The following is a 17914-nucleotide window of genomic DNA, read 5'->3' on the forward strand; positions in this document are numbered from 1 at the left end:
CAACCGTGACGCCAGCCCACTCGCCGCCCGGAGCCCACATCGCCTTCATGTCCGTGCCGCTGCACGGTCACGTGAACCCCATGCTCGGCGTGGTGGCGGAGCTCGTCGGCCGGGGGCACCGCGTCACCTTCGCCACCGCACCCGCCTTCGGTGCGCTGGTCGAGGAGGCGGGCGCCACGCTGGTGCCGTACACCTCGACGTTCCCGACGCCCGGCGCCCCCGGGCGCGGATGGCTCGCCACCGACGACGACGGCCGGCAGGCCGCCACGGTCTTCGCCCGCGAACGCGACGTCGCGCTTCCGCAGGTCGCGGCGGCGTACCAGGGCGACCGCCCGGACCTGATCGTGTACGACACCGTCACCGCCCACGCACCGCTGCTGGCGAGGCACTGGCGGGTGCCGGAGGTGCAGTTCTCACCGACCCACGTCTTCTACTCCGGCAGCGAGGAGCAGATCGGCGCCCCCGTGCGGGTCGCCCCCGACGTCAAGCCGTGCGTGGTGGCGATGCCGCGATCGTTGCAGGTCAACGCCGCGCAGGTGGACGACTCGTACCTCTTCGTCGGCCCGGTGCCGTGGCGTCGACGCACCGACGGTGACTGGACCGCCCCGCCGGGCCGCCCGGTGGCCCTGGTCTCGCTCGGCACCACGTACAACACCCGGCCCGGTGTCTTCGCCGACTGCGCCGCGGCGTTGGCCGGCGACGGCTGGCACGTGGTGATCGCCACCGGCACCACAGTCGATCCGGCCGCGCTGGGCGACCTGCCGGCCGGCGTCGAGGTGCACCGCTGGGTGCCGCAGGTGCGGGTGCTGGAACAGGCCGGCGTCTTCGTGACCGCCGGCGGCACCGGAAGCGTCCTCGAAGGGCTCACCCAGGGCGTGCCGCTGGTGGTGGTCCCGCAGGGCGTCGAGCAGTTCGTGACCGCCGCCCGCGTCGAGGCCCTGGGCGTCGGCCGGGTCGTCCCGCCCCGGGCCTTCGACGCGGAAGCCGTGCGCGACGCGGTGCGGGCCGTCACGACCAGCCCCGACACCCGGGTACGGCTCGACGATCTGCGCGCCGAGATCGCTGCCGCCGGTGGTGCCCGCGCCGCCGCCGACCACATCGAACTGCACCTGCCCCTGGCCGGGGCGAACCCTGTCGAGAAAGGACGCGCGGCATGACGAGCACTCTCACCGCACCGGATCCGGTCCGGACCGCCCCCGCGGAGCCGCCGCCCGTGGTGCGGGTGAGCGGGCTGCGGATGAGCTACGGCACCCAGCAGGTGCTGCGTGGCATCGACTTCACCATCACCCGCGGCCAGATCGTCGCTCTGCTCGGGCCCAACGGCGCCGGCAAGAGCACCACCATCGAGATCCTGGAGGGCTTCCGGCTCCGGTCCGCCGGTGAGGTCAGCGTGCTCGGCGTCGACCCCGCCCGTGGCGACGAGGCGTGGCGGGCCCGGCTCGGCATCGTCCTGCAGTCCTGGCGTGACCACGGCAAGTGGCGGGTCCGGGAGCTGCTGTCGCACTTCGGCTCCTTCTACCGGCCGTACGCGACCGACGGCGTGACGCGGCCGTGGGATGTCGACGAGCTGCTCGCCGCCGTCGGGCTGACCGAGCAGGCCGACAAGCCGATCGCCGCGCTCTCCGGCGGGCAGCGCCGACGACTCGACATCGCCGTCGGCATCGTCGGCCGGCCCGAGGTCCTCTTCCTGGACGAGCCCACCGTCGGCTTCGACCCGCAGGCTCGGCAGGAGTTCCACGAGTTGCTCCGAACCCTGGCCGACGCCCGGATGACGATCCTGCTGACCACCCACGACCTGCACGAGGCCGAGAAGCTGGCCGACCAGGTGCTGATCCTGGCCGGCGGTCGGATCGCCGCCCGGGGGACGGTCGCCGAGCTGGCCCGCGAGTTCGGCGGGGAGGCCGAGGTGACCTGGACCAGCGGCGGCCGGGCGCACAGCGCCCGTACCGCCGATGTCTCCGCATTCGTGCGGCAGCTGATCCAGGATGGCGCCGAGGTCGACGACCTGCAGGTGCACCGGGCCGGTCTGGAGGAGATCTACCTGTCCATGGTGGCGGGCGAGGAGGCGAAACGATGAACGTGACGGGCAACGCCGTACGGCAGGGCCTGAGTCGTGGCGGCACCGAGCTGCGCCAGGTGCTCAGCAACGGCCAGGACCTCGGCAGCAACCTGGTGTGGCTGATCGGCCTGCTGGCACCGATCTACTTCCTGCGCGACAACATGCTCGCCGGCACCGACGTGTCGGTGGCCGCCTTCGTCCTGCCCAGCCTGCTCAGCATGTGCATCGGCTTCAACGGCCTGCTCAACCTGGCGCAGCAACTCGTCGTCGAACGCGAGGACGGGACGCTGCTGCGACTCAAGGCGCTGCCGCACGGGATGGTGTCGTACCTGATCGGCAAGGTGCTGCTGGTCGCCGGCATGGTCCTGGTCGCCTGGGTCGCGGTGCTCGGCACCGGCGCGCTGCTCGTCGACGGTCTGCACCTCGGCGAGGCCGGGCGGTGGCTCACCCTGCTCTGGCTGTTGCCGCTGGGCCTGCTGGCGATGCTGCCCCTCGGGGCGGTCTTCGGCTCGCTGATCGAGAGCCCGCGCAGCATCGGTCTGATCATGCTGCCGGTCTTCGCCCTCGCCACCATCTCCGGCATCTTCCACCCGATCGCCGGGTTCCCCACCTGGTTGCAGGTCGTCGCGCAGGTGTTCCCGCTGTACTGGCTGGGGTTGGCGGCCCGGTCCGCGCTGCTGCCGGAGAGCGCCCTCGCCGCCGAGATCGGCGAGTCGTGGCGGCACTGGGAGACGGTGGCGGTGCTCGGCGGTTGGGCGGTGCTGGGCATGCTGGCCGCGCCGGTGGTGCTGCGCCTGATGGCCCGCCGCGAGTCCGGCTCCACGATGGCCGCCCGCCGTGACCGTGCCCTGAGCCGCCGCGCCGCCTGACCCTGATCCACCCGTTAGCTGTTCGATGTTCATCCGATCCCACCGAGGAGAGTGCTCATGTCCCGACTGGCCGAAGACCTTGTCCTGCTGCTGCTCGACGACGAGAGCGGGCGCAGCACCGTCGACCTCGGCCGCCGGTACCGGGCGGTCGGCAGTGCCGTGCTGCTCGACCTGGTGCGGGCCGGTCGCATCTCGATCCCCGCGTCGGGCGACGCCCGGGAGGCCCGGGTGGTGGTCTCCGACGGCACCCCGACCGGCGACGCCGCCCTGGACACCGCGCTGGCGAAGCTGGGGGAGAAGCCGACGAAGGTCGGCTGGGCCGCCGAGAACCTCGGGCACGACTGCTGGAAGCCGCTGCTGGAACTGCTCACCGCCGACGGCGCGATCCGGGTCGAGGAGAATCGCGTGCTCGGCCTGGTGAAGACCCGCAGCTTCCCGAGCGCTGACGGTTCGCGGGAGCGGGAGATCCGGGCCGGGATCGACGCGGCCCTCAACGGCGCGCGGCCCGACGAGGAGACCGCCGTGCTGATCACGATCCTGCACGGCATCGGCGCGGTCCCCGGTGCCCGGGACGAGGCGACCCGGCAGCGGGCCGCCGAGATCGCCCGGACCGCCTGGGCGTCCGGCCCGCTGCGGGACGCCTTCCACGGGCTGGACACGGCACAGCTCCTGATCCTGTTCGCCGCGAGCTGACCGCCGTGTCGCCCGCCGCCGACCTGGTCCTCGTCGTCGACCACCAGTTGCCGACACCGGACCGCGACTCCGGTTCGTTGCGCCTGCAACGCGTCATCGACGAGCTGCTCGCCCTCGGGCGTCAGGTGGTGTTCCTTCCGCAGAACGGGACGGCCGAGCGGCAGTACGCGGACCGGTTGCGGGCGGCCGGCGTCGGTGTCATCACCGACCGGAGGCAGCAGATCCGGTTCCTCGCCGACCAGGGGCACCGGATCGGCCTGGCGCTGCTCTGCCGCCCCGAGCCGGCGGTGCGGATGCTGGCGCGGGTGCGCGACGCCGCGCCGGGCTGCCTCGTCGCGTACGACACGGTCGATGTGCACTTTCGTCGACTCGACCGGCAGGCGGAGCTGGCCGCCGCGCAGGGCAGCCCGGACCGGTACGCGCTGCGGGCCCGAGCCGACAGCATGCGGGCGGTGGAGTTGCTGCTGACCCGTGAATGCGACGTGACGCTGGTGGTCTCCGACGAGGAGCGTCACCTGCTGCGGGAGTTGGTGCCCGACGCGTGGGTCGAGGTGCTGTCGAACATCCACCGACCGGCGCGGACCACTGCGCAGCGGGCGTCGACGCCGAGGGTGCTCTTCGTCGGCAACTATCTGCACGAGCCGAACGTCGACGCGGCCCGCTGGCTGTGTACCGAGATCATGCCGCTGGTCTGGGCCGAGATGCCGGAGGTGACGGTGGATCTGGTCGGTGACGCGGCGCCGCCGGCGGTCAGGGCCATGGCCGGTGACCGGGTCACCGTGCACGGCTGGGTGCCCGATCTGGCACCGATGTACCGGCAGGCCCGGGTGGCGGTCGCGCCGCTGCGCTACGGCGCCGGCGTGAAGGGCAAGGTGGGCGAGGCGATCGAGCACGGCGTACCGGTGGTCGGCACACCGATCGCCTTCGAGGGCATGGGCCTGGTGGCTGGCGTCGACGTCCTGGGCGGGGAGACCGCCGCGGAACTGGCCGGCGAGTTGGTCCGGTTGCTCCGGGACGACGAGCTGGCCGGACGCCTCGTCGCGACGGCCGGAGCGGGGCTGTCGGCCCGGTTCGACGCCCGGGTGGCCCGGGGGGTCCTGGACCGGTTGCTGAACCGCCCACCTGCCGGTGCCGCACCACGCCAGGCGTCGGCGCCCGGTGTCGATTCGAAATCTTCAATAGCGACTTGTCGGACTGCGTCGGTTTCGGTGGGATAGAGGGGAGCAGGCGCGACCCGCCCGGAGGTGTCCAGTCGGACACCGTCGGGCGGGTAGCCGGGGCCAGTCATATGCCGGGAGTCATCACCTCCGGGCCGTGACGGGTCCCGGCCCCCGCGAGCACCTTCCCCCGGGGTCGCTCGCGGGGGCGTTCACCGCCCCCGCTCCCGTACCCCGGTATGGTCCCGGCAGAATTCAGCGCGGGCCATTCGGCGGAGGCGATACGTCGGCGTGCTCGGCGTATTCTGCTCCCTGGTCCAGCGTCGGACCGCGTCGTATTGGATTACGGAAAGGCACACGAGGTAGTCGCATGGCCACGCAGATTGCTCAGCCCGACTTCGGGCGACGGCTGCGACGCCTCCGCACCGAACGCGGAATGTCCCAACGGGACCTTGCCGTGGGTGCGGTCAACCAGTCCTACATCTCGCTGCTCGAGTCCGGCACCCGGGTGCCGACCCTGGAGGTCGTCGCCCACCTGGTCGGTGTCCTCGGCGTACCGATGGCGGCCCTGGTCGACGACGCCGCCCTGGACCCGGCGCCCGCGCCGACGTCGGGGCCGCGACCGTCCGACGACGGTGCGCGACCGCCCCTGGAGGCCGCCCGGCTCGCCCAGGAACTGGTCACCAGCAGCGCCATCGAGCAGGGCGATCTGGTCCGCGCCGAGCAGGGGCTGACCAGCGCCTACCGTGCCGCCCGGGAAGCCGGTGAGGCGGCGTCGATGCTGAGCCACGGCCTGGCCCTGGAACGAATCCTGGAGCAGCGCAACGACCGGGTCGCCCGACACGCGCTGCTCGAGGCACTCGTCGAGGTCGCCGAGAAGACCGGCGTCCCGGAGGCGCTGGTGCGCGCCCGCATCGCGCTGATCGGGGCGGCCCGTGACGTGGGCCGCCTCGACGAGGCCTTCACCCACATCGAGCTCGCCGAGCAGGAGATCACCAGCACCGCGTTCGTCCGTGGCAGCGAGCACATTCGCCTGTACGCGGTGCACATCTCGGTGCTGAGTGACGCCGGCGGCGGGGCCGAGGTGATCCGGATCGTCGAGCGGATGATGGCGATGGCGCTGGAGCTGGACAGCCCCGCCATCACCGGCCGCGCGCACTGGGTGGCGAGCATCGCGATGGCCCGGATGGGCGAGGTCGAGCGGTCGCTGGAGCACCTGCGCTCGGCACGGGAGATGCTGGCCAACCCCACCACCTCGCTGCGGGACTGGGCGCGGTTCGCCGCCGCGGCGGTGTCCGCGCTGATGGACGCCGAAGCCGACCTGTCGGAGATCACCGCGCACATGGTCGCCGCCCGCGCCGCCATGTCCGCCGCCGATCTCGCCTCCTCACCGTCCGCCGCCGCCAGCCTGGAGGTCCGGTACGCGGTCGCCGTCGGCGAACCGGAGCGGGCGCTGGAGATCGCCAGCACGGTCGACGAGGCCGACCTGTCGGCCATCGAGCGGGTGCGTTTCGTCCTGGCGGTCGGCCGTGCCCAGCGCCGGTGCGGGCGATCCGAGGAGGCCGCCGGCTCGTTGCGCCGGGCGGCTCAGCTCGCCGAGGCGGCTTCGGCGTACCGGCGGGCGGTCCAGATCTGGCGTGAGGTGGATGACGCCCCGGCGTCCTGAGCCGGGTCCGCGCGGAAGCGGTGGGCACATGAAGAAGCCCCCCAGCACCGTCAGGTGATGGAGGGCGCGAAGCCGGCCGCGGCTCCCTCGCTGCCGCGACCGGCCGATCGGGCGTCGTCGTTCACCAGGGCCAGTCGGCCGACGCCGGGGCCGCGAGCTCCGGCGCTTCGGCGACCGCGACGACGCCGGTCTGAGACGTGTCGGTGGCGGTCTCGTCGGTGGCCTCCGAGCCGGCGAACGCGATCGCGGCGAACGCGATCGCCGGCATCACCAGGCGGCGAACGAGGCGGGTGTCGTCAGTGGCGGCGGCTGCGGTGTGCTTCGTCATGCCTCTATGTCTAGTGGCTCGCGTCGCGCCGGTGGAGTCTGGTTCGAATTTTTTGGAGCCAGGCTGATCGGGGGTGGCGTAGGGCTGCCGGCTGCCCTTAAAATCGCGCGCCGCCCCGCCGGCGGCCGGCGGCTCTTTCAAGAGTTCGATATGGCGTTGCCCGCCCCGTCACCCGATGGCTGAGATTGCTTCGGCGAGAGCACGGCAATGTGATCGGTAACCTGCCGCATCATTTCCGCCGCGCCGCTTCCCGAACCATCGATCGGTATTCGGAGGCAATTCATGTCCCTGTCAGGAAAAGTCCGCCGGGTGGTCACCGCGACCGTCCTGATGACTGCCGCCGCGGTCTCCGTCGCCGCGCCCGCGCTCGCCCGCCCGGCCGCCACCACGTCCGTGCTGCCGCTGGCGTGGCAGGTGACCTATGACGGTGCCACGGCGAGCGGCACCCAGACCGTCCAGCAGGACCCGCTGGGCATCGGCCAGAAGCGTACGGTCAAGGGCATCATCACGACCGGCACCGCCACCGGCTGCTTCCACGTGCAGATCCAGCACGGCGGCACCACCTGGGAGTCGCCGGTGACGTGCGCCGGCGAGAGCCCGCAGTCGTTCGTCACGACCTTCCAGACCTTCCTGGTCGGTCGGCCCTCCGCCACCGCCCGGCTGTGCGCGGGCACCGCCTGCGGCGCTTCGACGACGCTCTGGTGACCAGTGCCGGGCGGGCCGCGGCCCCCTGGTCGAGGTCGGGTGCGGGCGGCACCGACAAGCGGTAATCACGAGGACCTCCGGTCGAGGTGGGACTGCCACCTGCGACGGAGGTCCTCGTCGTCGTGCGGGACGACCGACCGCCGACGGTGGCCCTCATTCCGATCCAGTCATCGAGTATGACTGAATCTTCTGTAGCGCATGACTCTGATGGAGTCACCACAAGTTGGCTGTGTACTTCCTGAAAGGTGCTCTGACCGGGCACGATGTCGCTGGGACTTCCGCCGGACGGTATTGACCGGCATGACGAAAGTCATTACTCTGATGACTGCCTGGTGATGACAAGCCAGGCGGAGCCGGTCGATATTCGGGGGTATCAGGTGAACGAGCGCGAACTACAGGCCTTCGTCGCGGTAGCCGAGCACGGACGGATGGACATGGCGGCCCGGGCGCTGGGCTACTCGCAGCCCGCAGTGAGTTACCAGATCAAGTGCCTGGAGATGACCCTCGGCACGAAGCTGTTCGTCCGTACTTCCGCCGGCGTCACGCTGACCCGCTCCGGCGCGTTGATGCTGCCGTCCGTCCAGGCCGTCCTCACACTCATGCGCGGCATCAAGGCCACGACCGCCGATCTGGCGCTCGCCGGTTGACGTTCCTCCCGAACCCCGGGGCCTCGGAACTGCCGAGAACCCGGGGTTCGTTCGCGTCCACGTACTCCTCGCCACCCGCGGCAACCACCGAGGTCGCGCGGCTGATCGGCTTAGGATGAGGGCATGGGCGCTGAGGTCGACGTCGTCATCATCGGCGGCGGCCTGGCCGGCCTCGCCGCCGCCCGCCGACTGCACCGCGCCGGCGTGCCCTGGCGGCTGGTGGAGGCCAGCGACCGACTCGGTGGCCGAGTCGCCACCGACGTGATCGACGGTCACCTCATCGACCGGGGTTTCCAGGTGCTCAACACCGCCTACCCTCGGCTCGGCACGCTGCTCGACACCGACCAGCTCAACCTCGGCTACTTCACCTCCGGTGTGCTGGTCCGCAAGGGCGACAACCTGCTGCGGCTGGTCAACCCGGTGCGCGAACCGACCGGCGGGCCCGGCACCGCGCTCGCCGGGGTCGGCTCCCTGCTCGACCGGCTGCGCTTCGCCGCGCTCGCCACCGGCTGCGCCACCCTGCCCACGTCCCGGCTGCTCGCCGCGCCCGAGACCAGCACCGAGACGGCGTTACGCCGCGCCGGCCTCTCCGACGCCATCATCGAGGAACTGCTGCGACCGTTCCTCTCCGGTGTCTTCATCGACCGGGAGCTGTCCACCTCCAGCCGCGTACTGGCAATGGTGCTGCGCTCCTTCGCCCGCGGCCGGATCGGCCTGCCCGCCGAAGGGATGGCCGCGTTGCCCCTGGCCATCGCCGCGCCACTACCCGCCGACCTGCTCGACCTGGACACCCCCGTCGCGGAGGTCACCCCGGGCCGGGTTCGCACCCAGGCCGGCGACATCCGCTGCCGGGCCGTCGTGGTCGCCGTCGACCCACCCGCCGCGTCCGCGCTGCTGCCAACCCTGGCGAGGGTACGCATGCACAGCTACACCACCTACTACCACAGCGCGCCGGAGCCGCCCCTCACCGAGCCGATCCTGCTCGTCGACGGCGACCGGCGCGAACTCGTCGCCAACACCGTGGTGCTCAGCAACGCCGCCCCCACATACGCGCCCGCCGGACGGCACCTGATCGCCACCTCGGTGGTCGGCCCGACGGCCCCACCCGAGCCGACCATCCGGGCCGAGCTGACCAGACTGTACGGCCGCTCCACCGCCGACTGGACACACCTCACCACCGTCGCCATCCCCGAGGCGCTACCCGCGGCACCACCACCGCAGGGCCAACTGCGCAAGCCGGTGGCGTTGAGGGAGGGCCTGTTCGTGGCCGGTGACCACCGGGACAGCCCATCGATCCAGGGCGCTCTCACCAGCGGCTGGCGCGCCGCCGGCGCGGTGCTGGACGAGCTGCGTGCCGGCTGACAGGCGTACCTGAGCACGCTGTTATATTCCTGTTGCCCATCGTGCTGGCGCAGGCGTGGGCGCCGGCCGGCGCGGTGCTGGCTGCTGACCGCCGAGCGGGATAAGATCCGGCGCGGTGTTCGGGGCGGTAGCTCAGCCGGTTAGAGCAGGGGACTCATAATCCCTCGGTCGCGGGTTCGAGTCCCGCCCGCCCCACCAGCCGTCCCCCCCAGTCTTCGGCGTGCCAAACACCGCTCGACCTTGACCTCGGTCACGGACTCCACCACCAGCAGCCGGCGCTTCACCAGGTCCACCCGCCGCACCCGAAGCGCGGCCAACTCGCCCCAGCGCAGACCGGCCGCGACGTCGCGAGTCGGCCGGCTATCCCGAACAGCCAGAGGTATGGCTGTACTGCGACGCCGAGACGACGCACTCCTACATCAGGCGGCGGGGCGCAGAAGGGTCTACAACTGCCCGACGAGGAGATCAGTTTCCTGCCCGCAGCGGTCTTGCCTGCATCACCTTCCGCGTGAAGACTCAGTCACCATCTCATGCGGTTGGAGCGGAGGACGCATGTCTGCCGAGCAGCTCACCAAGCCGAAGAGAAAAATTCTCGTCGCAGTCGCGGTCGCTATGGTCCTCCTGGTCAGCGCCTACGCCACGGTGAGCGCGATGCATCGTGCGCAGGAGTTTGAGACTTCGGTGGCCTCCTACAGGGCAAGCAGTGACCCCAAGGTCCTCGATGCACGCGTCGAGATGCATCCCGACTTTGAGATCGTGCGCACGAACGCTGACGATCAGGGTGATCATGTGACCTTGCACGTGGTCGCGCGGCAGCCGACCTTGTGGTGGTCGGGCGACGATCACGCGGAGGTGAGATGGGTGCGGGTGAGGCTTGACAAGCCAATCGGTGACCGGCAGGTGCTGGATGCTGTCAGTGGCAGCCCTGTGCCACGAGACTGACTGACCACTCGATTACGGTCCGGGTCCGAGGCCGGGCAGTCCGCATCCAGTCCGCAAGATCCCTCGGTCGCGGGTTCGAGTCCGCCCGCCCCGCCCCGCCCGGCCAGCCATGCTGCCGGCGAGCCGGACAACGACCGTTAGTACCGATCTTCAGGTCTCGCCAGGAGCGTGCCCGGGGTATTCCCGGTGGCCCTGAGAACGATCTGCTGGGCTGCTTGGGCGGGCGTGAGGTGCGTGGTGTCAACGACCTCGGCTTCGGCATGCAGCCAGGTGCGGGCCGCCTCGGCGTAGGGCTCAAGGTATTTGAGGCGGAACGGGGAGGGAACGGGGTGTTCCCCCTCGATACGCCTGCGGAGGGTGTCCTGGTCAGCGTGGAGGACGAAGTGCCTCACCGGTATGGCGTGCTGGGCGAGGCCTCCGCTGATTTCGCGCCAGTACTGCTCGACCAGGACGGTCATGGGCATCACCAGAGTGCCGCCGGTGTAGTCGAGCACGCGGTGGGCGGTCTCGAAGACGAGTTGCCGCCACGGCGGCCAGTGCTGGAAGTTGTCCGTCTCGGGCAGCCCCGGCGTGATGTCCATGAGTGTCTCGCCGACCTTCTCGGCGTCGAACACCCGTGAATTCGGGATCAGTTGTTGCACGAGCGCGCTGGTCGTCGTCTTGCCCGCGCCGTGGGTGCCGTTGATCCATACGATCACGGGGCACACTAACGCGGGCGAGCAACCGGGCGGCGTTATGGACGGGTCGCGGGTTCGAGTCCCGCCCGCCCCGACGGTCGTTCCCCCTGTTCAGCCATGCCGCCGACGGCCTGGACCGATCGCGTCGGGGTTCCGAGTTCGGACAGAAAGGCGCGAACGGCGGCGAACTGTGCCTGAGCGTCGTGATGCACCACGTGACCGGCGGGCAGTTCGGCAAGACGGGCCTGGTCGGCGCGACGGGCGATCATCTCGCGAGCGTGGTCCGCCGCCAGTTCATCGCTGCGCGTTCCACGAATCAGGAGCGTAGGGCAGCTCACCGAAACCCAGTCCTTCCAGTGGTCACCGCTGAGGGCCTGCTGGGACGCGACCGTGTCGCCGATGTCGAATGAGAAGCCCCATCCGTCCTTGAACTGGCGGAAGGAACACTCCAGGTAGGGTGCCGCCGCGCCCAGTGCCGAGGTCAGCGCATCACGCGATGGCGCGTGGCGGGGGAGGCTGGTCGTGAACGACCAATCAACGTCCACGACCGCGCCGATGTCCTCGACGATCAGCGCGGTGACCCGGTCCGCGTACCGCCCGGCGTACTGGTAGGCGTTCACTCCGCCACATAGTCGTCACGCGTATAGCTCTCGGCACGGTCCGACGCTCCATGCCCGCGCTGATCGAGCGCGATCACCCGCCACTCCGGTGCCAACGCCTCAGCCAGCGGCGCGAATGCCGACGCCTCGTTGTAGTGCCCGTGAAGAACCAGGAGGGGAGCACCCGGGCCACCGAAGTCCAGATAGGAAAGAGTCCGACTCCCAACGGTGAAGAACCTACGCATGGCCGGGGATGTTAGACCCGTGATTCCCCGCGCGTCGGGAGCGGTGTGGGGTCCGAGCCCTGCCCGCCCCAGTGTCAGCGTGTCCGGCTGACAGAGGAGACCCTCGGCAGCAGGAGAAGCACGACCAGCCCGTACGCACTCCACTCACGGCGCGCGTCCAGGGCGAGCAACACCAGTGCCACCACGTGTCCGCAGACGACAAGCGGGGGCGGAGGTGCGCCAGCAATCGTGCGACCATACGTGATGTGACCCACTGTGACAGGGTTTCGCATCCAGTTCGCGGCCCGTCGACGGACCGGTGGGGGAGCGATGTGAGACGAGAACCGGCAGACCTGACCCACGGCACCCGCGACGACCTGCTCCACCGCCTGGCTGAGGCGGTCGGGTCCGTGACCGTCACCCACCCGACGCGGGTCGCCGTCGACGGACCACCCGCCGCCGGCAAGACCACCCTCGCCGACGAACTGGCCGTCGTCCTGCGCGACCAGGGCCGCGACGTCATCCGCGCCACGATCGACGACTTCCTCTTTCCCCGGGCGCGGCGTTATCCGCGCGGCGAGTACTCGGCCGAAGGCTGCTACCACGACACCCACGACAACGACGCGCTGAAACGGGTCCTGCTCGACCCGCTCGGGCCGGGCGGAGATCGGCGCTTCCAACACGCGGTCTACGACCGCGCCGCGGACGCTGTGCTGTCCCCGCCGGTCACGACCGCCCCACCCGACGCCGTGCTCCTCTTCGACGGCGTCTTCCTCCTGCGCCCGGAGTTGGTCGACCGGTGGGACCTGCGCATCGTCGTGACGATGGCACTGGAGAAGACAGTGGATCGTGCCGTGTTCCGGGAGCGGCTGGTGTCACCCCGGGCCGACGTCGAACGACGGTGGCGCGAGCGTTACATCCCGTCGCAACAGCTCTACCTCGCCACGGCCAACCCTTTGCGGCACGCCGACATCGTCGTGCACAACGACGAGCCGCAGCGACCGGTCTGGGAAACCGCCCGCCGAGAAGATCCGTTCACCGAAACCCCGGGCGGCCGGTGAGAGAGCCGCGGCTACGGATGGTCCGGGGCAGGGTGCTCCACGTAGTCGCCAAACGGTTCGACGGATCCATCCCACCCGTTCCAACCCCGCTGGGTCACCCGCCCGTCCGCGTAGGTGTACGACCAGCGGGCCCCGTCCTCACCCTCGATCTCCACGGTGCCCTCGCGCACGAACGGCGCAATCGCGACGTAGAAGGCGGTCGCCCGGTCCGACCACTTGGGATCGCCCTCGTCGTCGTGCCCGAACTCGATCCAGTCCGCGTCGCGGACGATGGAGGCGCGGGCCGCCTCCGCGAGGTCGACCAGCGTGCCATCCGACGGAAACCCGTCCGGCCCGTACCAGTCACCTCGTTCAGCCAGCGCGGCCTGGACGGCGATGGCCGCAGCGGTGTCCTCCGACTCCGGAAGGTGCAGACGGCCTGACGGTGCCACGGTGTATCCCACGGCGGCACCCTACAACGGTCGATGTGCACCACGCCGCAGGCGTTCGCTGCCGCCGATGCGGCTGACGCCTGCCACCGTCACCACTCCCTGACCCATTCACGCGGTGGCGCACCGCCTCACTGCAGCACGCGGTAGGTCACGTGCAGCACCGAACTCGCCGCCCGCGCCGTCAGCTGTTCGAGGTTCAGGGGCGGCACACCCTCGAACAGCCGCACGCCGGCACCGAGGGTGAGCGGCACGATGTGCAGCCGAAGCTCGTCGACCAGACCGGCGGCGAGGTACTGGTTGATGGTGGTCGAGCCGCCGTGGATCAGGACGTCGCCGTCGCCGGCCGCGGTGCGCGCCTGCGCGAGCGCCGACTCGATCCCGTCCGTGACGAAGTGGAAGGTGGTGCCGCCCTCCATCGGCTGCGGCTCACGCGCGTGATGGGTGAGCACGAACACCGGCTTGTGGAACGGCGGATCGTCACCCCACCAGCCGTTCCACTGCCGGTCCCACGCGCCGCGCACCGGGCCGAACATGTTTCGCCCCATGATGACCGCCGAGGCGGCTCTGGTCTGGTCGAGTTCGGCCCGGTTCTCGTCGGCGGCGTCGAACATCCAGGAGTGCAGCCCCGCGCCCCAGCCGTCACCGCCGTCGTCGCCGAACGGGCGTTCCTCGGTCTGGTTGTGCCCGGCCGAGTACCCGTCGGCGGAGATGGTCTGGTCGACGATCACCTTGCCGCTACGTGTGGTCACTGCGCTCTCCATCGACGAGTCAGGGGGCGGGAGGTCAGCCTACGACCGACCCCCGGCTCCGGCCGCGCGTGCTGCCCGGCTCGACAGCGGATCGTGTCCAGTGCGCGACGAACAGACCGAGCTCGCTGGGCTCAGGAATAGCCTGACCTGGTGATCTCAATGGCTGGCACCGGCGTGCGTGTCAGGTTGCTCGGGCCGGTGGAGGTGGTCGTCGCCGGCAGTCCGCAGGCGGTGAACGGCCTGCGCCGCAAGGCGGTGCTGGCGACGTTGGCGCTGCACGTGGGCCGGGTGGTCAGTGTCGACCGGCTCCTCGATGTGGTCTGGGGCGACCACCTGCCGGCCACCGCGGCGAACACGTTGCAGCGCCACGTCTCCTACCTGCGCGGGGTGCTCGGCGAGCCGGGATCGATCGTGGCGCGCCAGCCCGGTTACCTGCTCGACACCGGGCCGGACTCCACTGACGTGCAGGTCGCCGAACGTCTCATCGAGCTGGCCCGGCGGTCGACGGACGGCCACGAGCAGGTGAAGCACCTGACGGCGGCGGTGGCGTTGTGGCGGGGTCCACCGTTGGCCGACGTGGCCGGGTCGGCGTGGCTTGAGGAGCAGGCGGAACACCTGGCACGGCTGCGGTTGGAGGCCGAACGGTCGCTCGTCGAGGCCCGGTTGTCCGTCGGTGAGCACGCGGGGCTCCTGCCCGGGTTGGAACGGCTGGTCCGACAGCACCCCTTCGACGAGCACCTGCACGCCCAGCTGATGCTCGCCCTGTACCGCGACGGCCGACAGGGCGAAGCGGTCGCCGCGTACCGACGGCTGCGCGACAACCTGCGGGAGAACCTCGGCATCGACCCGGGTCCGCGACTGCGGGACCTGGAGTGCGCCATCCTGCGCCAGGACACCGCCATCGCCGCGCCCGCCCCGGCCGCGGCACCGGTGGCGGCGCAGCTGCCTCCTCCCGTACCCACTTTCACCGGGCGCGCCGCGGAGCTGGCCGCCCTCGACGCGCTCGTCGAGCGGGGCGGCGCCGTCGTGGTCTCCGGGACCGCCGGCGTCGGCAAGACCGCGCTCGCCGTGCACTGGGCGCACCGCGCGGCCGCACAGTTCCCCGACGGGCAGCTCTACGTCAATCTGCGGGGCTTCGACCCGGCGGCCACACCGACCGACCCGGCGCGGGCGTTGCACGGCTTCCTGGAGGCGCTCGGTGTTCCGGTGGCCCGGATGCCCGGCGACCCGGACGCGATGGTGAGTTTGTACCGCACCACGCTGGCGGGCAGGCGCCTGTTGGTGGTGCTGGACAACGCGCGCGACGCGGAACAGGTCCGGCCGCTGCTGCCCGGCTCACCGCACTGCCTCGCGATCGTCACCAGCCGCGACCAGCTCATCCCGTTGGTCGTCACCGAGAGCGCCCAGCCGGTGCCCCTCGACCTGCTGAGCCCTGGCGAGGCCCGCGACATGCTGGTCCGCCGGCTCGGCGAGCGTCAGGTGGCCGCCGAACCCGCGGCGGCCGACGACATCGCCGACCGCTGCGCGCGGCTACCCATCGCCCTGGCCATCGTGGCGGCCAGAGCTGCCACCAACCGGCAGTTCTCGTTGGCGGCCGTCGCCGGTGAGCTGGGCGACCTGAACGCCTTCCACGCGGGTGACGAGGCCACCGACGTCCGGGCGGTCTTCTCCTGGTCGTGCCGGACGCTCAGTCCGCCCGCGGCCCGACTGTTCCGGCTGCTGAGCCTGCATCCCGGCCCGGACGTGTCCGCCCCGGCCGTGGCAAGCCTGGCCGGCGCTGACGGGCCGGCGATCGGTCCGCTGCTCACCGAGCTGACCCGGGCGAACCTCTTCACCGAGCACTCGTACGGGCGCTACGCGTTCCACGACCTGCTGCGCGCGTACGCGGCCAGCCTCGCCGACGAGGCGGAGCCGCCGGCCGAGCGGCGGGCCGCCGTGCACCGGCTGCTCGACCACTGCCTGCACACCGCGCACGCCGCCGACCTCGCACTGCACCCGCACTTCAGCGCGATCAGCCTCCCGCCGCCCCGCGCGGGCGTGCTGCCGGAACGACCCCGGAACCGGTCGGCCGCCGCGGCGTGGTTCAGCACCGAGGTTCCCGTCCTGCTCGCCGCGGTGCCGCTCGCGGCGCGGTCCGGGTTCGAGGGGCACGCCTGGCGACTCGCCTGGACCATGGCCGGCTTCCTGCACCGGCAGGGGCACTGGCAGGACTGGCTGGGCACGCAACGGATCGCGCTGGCCGCCGCGTCCCGCATCGGGGATCAGGCCGGGCAGGGCCACGCGCACCGCAGCCTTGGTCTCGCCTGCTCCCGGCTCCGACGGTACGACGAGGCCGACGACCACCTGCGGCGGGCGCTCGACCTGTTCACCGACGTCGGCGACGACGCCGGACGAGCGCACACCTGCCTGAACCTGGGTCAGCTGGCGGAGCGGCAGGGCCAGCACCAGCAGGCGCTCAACCACTCCCGGCGGGCGCTGGCCCTGTTCCGGTCGGCGGGGAACCGGGCCGGTCAGGGCTACACCCTCAACGCGGTCGGTTGGCAGGAGGCGCTGCTCGGCAACTACTACAGCGCCCTTGCCTCGTGCGGTGAGGCGCTGCGGATGTTGCAGGAGGTGGACGACGTCCAGGGGCAGGCCGACACCTGGGACAGCCTCGGCCACGCCCACCACCAGCTCGGCGACGACCGGCGGGCGATCGCCTGCTACGAGCACGCCCTCGAACTCTTCACACAGGTCCACGACCGGTACGCCGAGGCGAGCACGTACGTCAATCTCGGCGGCAGCCACCAGGCGCTCGGTGACCTCGTTGCCACCCGTGCCGCCTGGCGACGGGCCCTGACCATCCTCGACGAACTCGGCGATGCCGACGCCGACTCGATCCGCGTCAACCTCGACCAGCTCGACGCGAGTCGACTGCGCTGACGTACCCCGCTTTCAGCGCCGTTTCCGGGCCGCTTCAGCGCGGCCCGGCACTCTTCGGACACCAGTTTCTTCCGCACCAGGAATGGAGCGTTCGATGAGTCTTTTGGCACACCGCCTCGCGGTGATCGGGGTGGCCAGCGCGACGGTGCTGGCCATGTCCTCCGCCGCCGTGGCCCAGACCGTCAAGCCGCCGCGCAAGGGCGCCGACTGCGTGGTCCAGCACGTCGACGAACGCGGCGGAACCGTCCGTACCGAGACAGCGCCCGAAGGCAAGGAGTACGGCGCGTTCCGCTGCGTCGGCGGGCAGTGGACGTTCGGCTGGGCGCCCTTCGCGGCCGACGACCTGATCACGGTCGGTGAGGTCCAGGTCGACCCGGCCGGTGCCGTGTCGGTGCGGCGGTTCACCGGGCCGGCGCTCGGCAACGACCTCACGGTGGGCGAGATCGCCGGCATCGCCCAGGCCGTCAGCGGCAGCCGGGAGGTGTTCGTCGACCGCGCGATCGTGGCGGTCGACGACGGCAAGCAGCGGACCCCGGAGCAGGTCGCGGCGCTGCTGGCGGGCAAGGACGACACCGGGGTACGGGTGCTGGACATCGTCGAGAAGCCGGACGCCGCCATGTCGACGAAGGAGATCATCGACGAGGCCGGCGGCACACCCGAGACGACAGTCGTCTACTTCAGCCTCTGGGGAGCGATCAAGTCGGTGTTCGCCTGGATCGTCGACACGATCGGCGAGATCGGTGAGTGGATCGACGACCACTGCGACTGGGGATCCCCCAACGACGTCGGCGACATCGTCACGTGCCGCTGGTAGCCCGACCGA

The 17914-nt window shown here is 71.1% G+C and carries 19 protein-coding genes and 1 tRNA gene; 14 read left to right on the forward strand and 6 right to left on the reverse strand.

Features of this window, described 5'->3' with window-relative positions; all coding sequences use genetic code 11:
- Positions 1 to 5 precede the first annotated feature (5 nt).
- The 6 genes from QCZ28_RS23910 to QCZ28_RS23935 all read left to right on the forward strand — a co-directional run bounded on the left by QCZ28_RS23910 (position 6) and on the right by QCZ28_RS23935 (position 6444).
- Positions 6 to 1157, forward strand: coding sequence for a nucleotide disphospho-sugar-binding domain-containing protein (locus QCZ28_RS23910; protein ID WP_279518745.1), 1152 nt, complete (start codon positions 6 to 8; stop codon positions 1155 to 1157).
- Entirely contained in the window at positions 1154 to 2077 is a 924-nt protein-coding gene (locus QCZ28_RS23915; protein WP_279518746.1) for an ABC transporter ATP-binding protein, read from the forward strand. Before QCZ28_RS23910 ends, QCZ28_RS23915 begins: the two co-directional genes overlap by 4 nt.
- Positions 2074 to 2928: an ABC transporter permease gene (locus QCZ28_RS23920; protein WP_030330377.1), complete on the forward strand. Its 855-nt coding sequence runs from the start codon at positions 2074 to 2076 to the stop codon at positions 2926 to 2928. The genes QCZ28_RS23915 and QCZ28_RS23920 overlap by 4 nt, the downstream gene beginning before the upstream one ends.
- A gap of 57 nt (positions 2929 to 2985) precedes the next feature.
- Positions 2986 to 3621, forward strand: coding sequence for a GPP34 family phosphoprotein (locus QCZ28_RS23925; RefSeq protein WP_279518747.1), 636 nt, complete (start codon positions 2986 to 2988; stop codon positions 3619 to 3621).
- A gap of 5 nt (positions 3622 to 3626) precedes the next feature.
- Positions 3627 to 4838: a glycosyltransferase family 4 protein gene (locus QCZ28_RS23930; protein ID WP_279518748.1), complete on the forward strand. Its 1212-nt coding sequence runs from the start codon at positions 3627 to 3629 to the stop codon at positions 4836 to 4838.
- Positions 4839 to 5148: 310 nt separating this feature from the next.
- On the forward strand, positions 5149 to 6444 hold the full coding sequence (locus tag QCZ28_RS23935) for a helix-turn-helix transcriptional regulator (protein ID WP_279518749.1): 1296 nt from the start codon (positions 5149 to 5151) through the stop codon (positions 6442 to 6444).
- A 121-nt stretch (positions 6445 to 6565) separates the two neighbouring features.
- On the opposite strand, the gene QCZ28_RS23940 is transcribed toward QCZ28_RS23935, so the two are convergent.
- Positions 6566 to 6772 (reverse strand): hypothetical protein, encoded by a 207-nt coding sequence (locus QCZ28_RS23940; RefSeq protein WP_279518750.1) that lies wholly within the window; start codon positions 6770 to 6772, stop codon positions 6566 to 6568.
- A 282-nt stretch (positions 6773 to 7054) separates the two neighbouring features.
- Here QCZ28_RS23940 and QCZ28_RS23945 point away from each other — a divergent pair, with 282 nt between their 5' ends.
- The 5 genes from QCZ28_RS23945 (at position 7055) to QCZ28_RS23965 (ending at position 10428) form a co-directional block, all read left to right on the forward strand.
- The gene (locus tag QCZ28_RS23945) at positions 7055 to 7477 is read left to right on the forward strand and encodes a hypothetical protein (protein WP_279518751.1); all 423 of its coding nucleotides are present in this window, start codon (positions 7055 to 7057) and stop codon (positions 7475 to 7477) included.
- A gap of 377 nt (positions 7478 to 7854) precedes the next feature.
- A complete protein-coding gene (locus QCZ28_RS23950) occupies positions 7855 to 8124 on the forward strand; it encodes a LysR family transcriptional regulator (protein ID WP_030330371.1) in 270 nt (89 codons plus the stop codon).
- 123 nt (positions 8125 to 8247) lie between these two features.
- Positions 8248 to 9486: an FAD-dependent oxidoreductase gene (locus QCZ28_RS23955; RefSeq protein WP_279518752.1), complete on the forward strand. Its 1239-nt coding sequence runs from the start codon at positions 8248 to 8250 to the stop codon at positions 9484 to 9486.
- A gap of 121 nt (positions 9487 to 9607) precedes the next feature.
- Positions 9608 to 9684: transfer RNA gene (locus QCZ28_RS23960), tRNA-Ile, on the forward strand.
- 354 nt (positions 9685 to 10038) lie between these two features.
- Positions 10039 to 10428, forward strand: a complete 390-nt coding sequence (locus QCZ28_RS23965) for a hypothetical protein (protein ID WP_279518753.1) — start codon at positions 10039 to 10041, stop codon at positions 10426 to 10428.
- 137 nt (positions 10429 to 10565) lie between these two features.
- On the opposite strand, the gene QCZ28_RS23970 is transcribed toward QCZ28_RS23965, so the two are convergent.
- The 3 genes from QCZ28_RS23970 to QCZ28_RS23980 are packed head-to-tail and all read right to left on the reverse strand — an operon-like array spanning position 10566 to position 11949.
- A complete protein-coding gene (locus QCZ28_RS23970; protein WP_279518754.1) occupies positions 10566 to 11126 on the reverse strand; it encodes an AAA family ATPase in 561 nt (186 codons plus the stop codon).
- Between the two features lie 35 nt (positions 11127 to 11161).
- Positions 11162 to 11725: an alpha/beta hydrolase gene (locus QCZ28_RS23975; RefSeq protein WP_279518755.1), complete on the reverse strand. Its 564-nt coding sequence runs from the start codon at positions 11723 to 11725 to the stop codon at positions 11162 to 11164.
- Positions 11722 to 11949, reverse strand: a complete 228-nt coding sequence (locus QCZ28_RS23980) for an alpha/beta fold hydrolase (protein ID WP_279518756.1) — start codon at positions 11947 to 11949, stop codon at positions 11722 to 11724. The genes QCZ28_RS23975 and QCZ28_RS23980 overlap by 4 nt, the downstream gene beginning before the upstream one ends.
- A gap of 332 nt (positions 11950 to 12281) precedes the next feature.
- Here QCZ28_RS23980 and QCZ28_RS23985 point away from each other — a divergent pair, with 332 nt between their 5' ends.
- Complete coding sequence (locus QCZ28_RS23985) at positions 12282 to 12989, forward strand: uridylate kinase (RefSeq protein ID WP_279518792.1); 708 nt, start codon at positions 12282 to 12284, stop codon at positions 12987 to 12989.
- A gap of 11 nt (positions 12990 to 13000) precedes the next feature.
- On the opposite strand, the gene QCZ28_RS23990 is transcribed toward QCZ28_RS23985, so the two are convergent.
- Positions 13001 to 13432, reverse strand: a complete 432-nt coding sequence (locus QCZ28_RS23990; RefSeq protein ID WP_279518757.1) for a hypothetical protein — start codon at positions 13430 to 13432, stop codon at positions 13001 to 13003.
- A 116-nt stretch (positions 13433 to 13548) separates the two neighbouring features.
- A complete protein-coding gene (locus QCZ28_RS23995; RefSeq protein WP_279518758.1) occupies positions 13549 to 14169 on the reverse strand; it encodes a dihydrofolate reductase family protein in 621 nt (206 codons plus the stop codon).
- 159 nt (positions 14170 to 14328) lie between these two features.
- Between QCZ28_RS23995 and QCZ28_RS24000 the strand changes: the two genes are divergently transcribed.
- Entirely contained in the window at positions 14329 to 17091 is a 2763-nt protein-coding gene (locus QCZ28_RS24000; protein ID WP_279518793.1) for a BTAD domain-containing putative transcriptional regulator, read from the forward strand.
- Positions 17092 to 17185: 94 nt separating this feature from the next.
- Positions 17186 to 17905 (forward strand): hypothetical protein, encoded by a 720-nt coding sequence (locus tag QCZ28_RS24005; RefSeq protein WP_279518759.1) that lies wholly within the window; start codon positions 17186 to 17188, stop codon positions 17903 to 17905.
- Positions 17906 to 17914: the final 9 nt, after the last annotated feature.

This window comes from Micromonospora sp. DH14, from assembly GCF_029809455.1.
GTDB lineage: Bacteria > Actinomycetota > Actinomycetes > Mycobacteriales > Micromonosporaceae > Micromonospora > Micromonospora parva.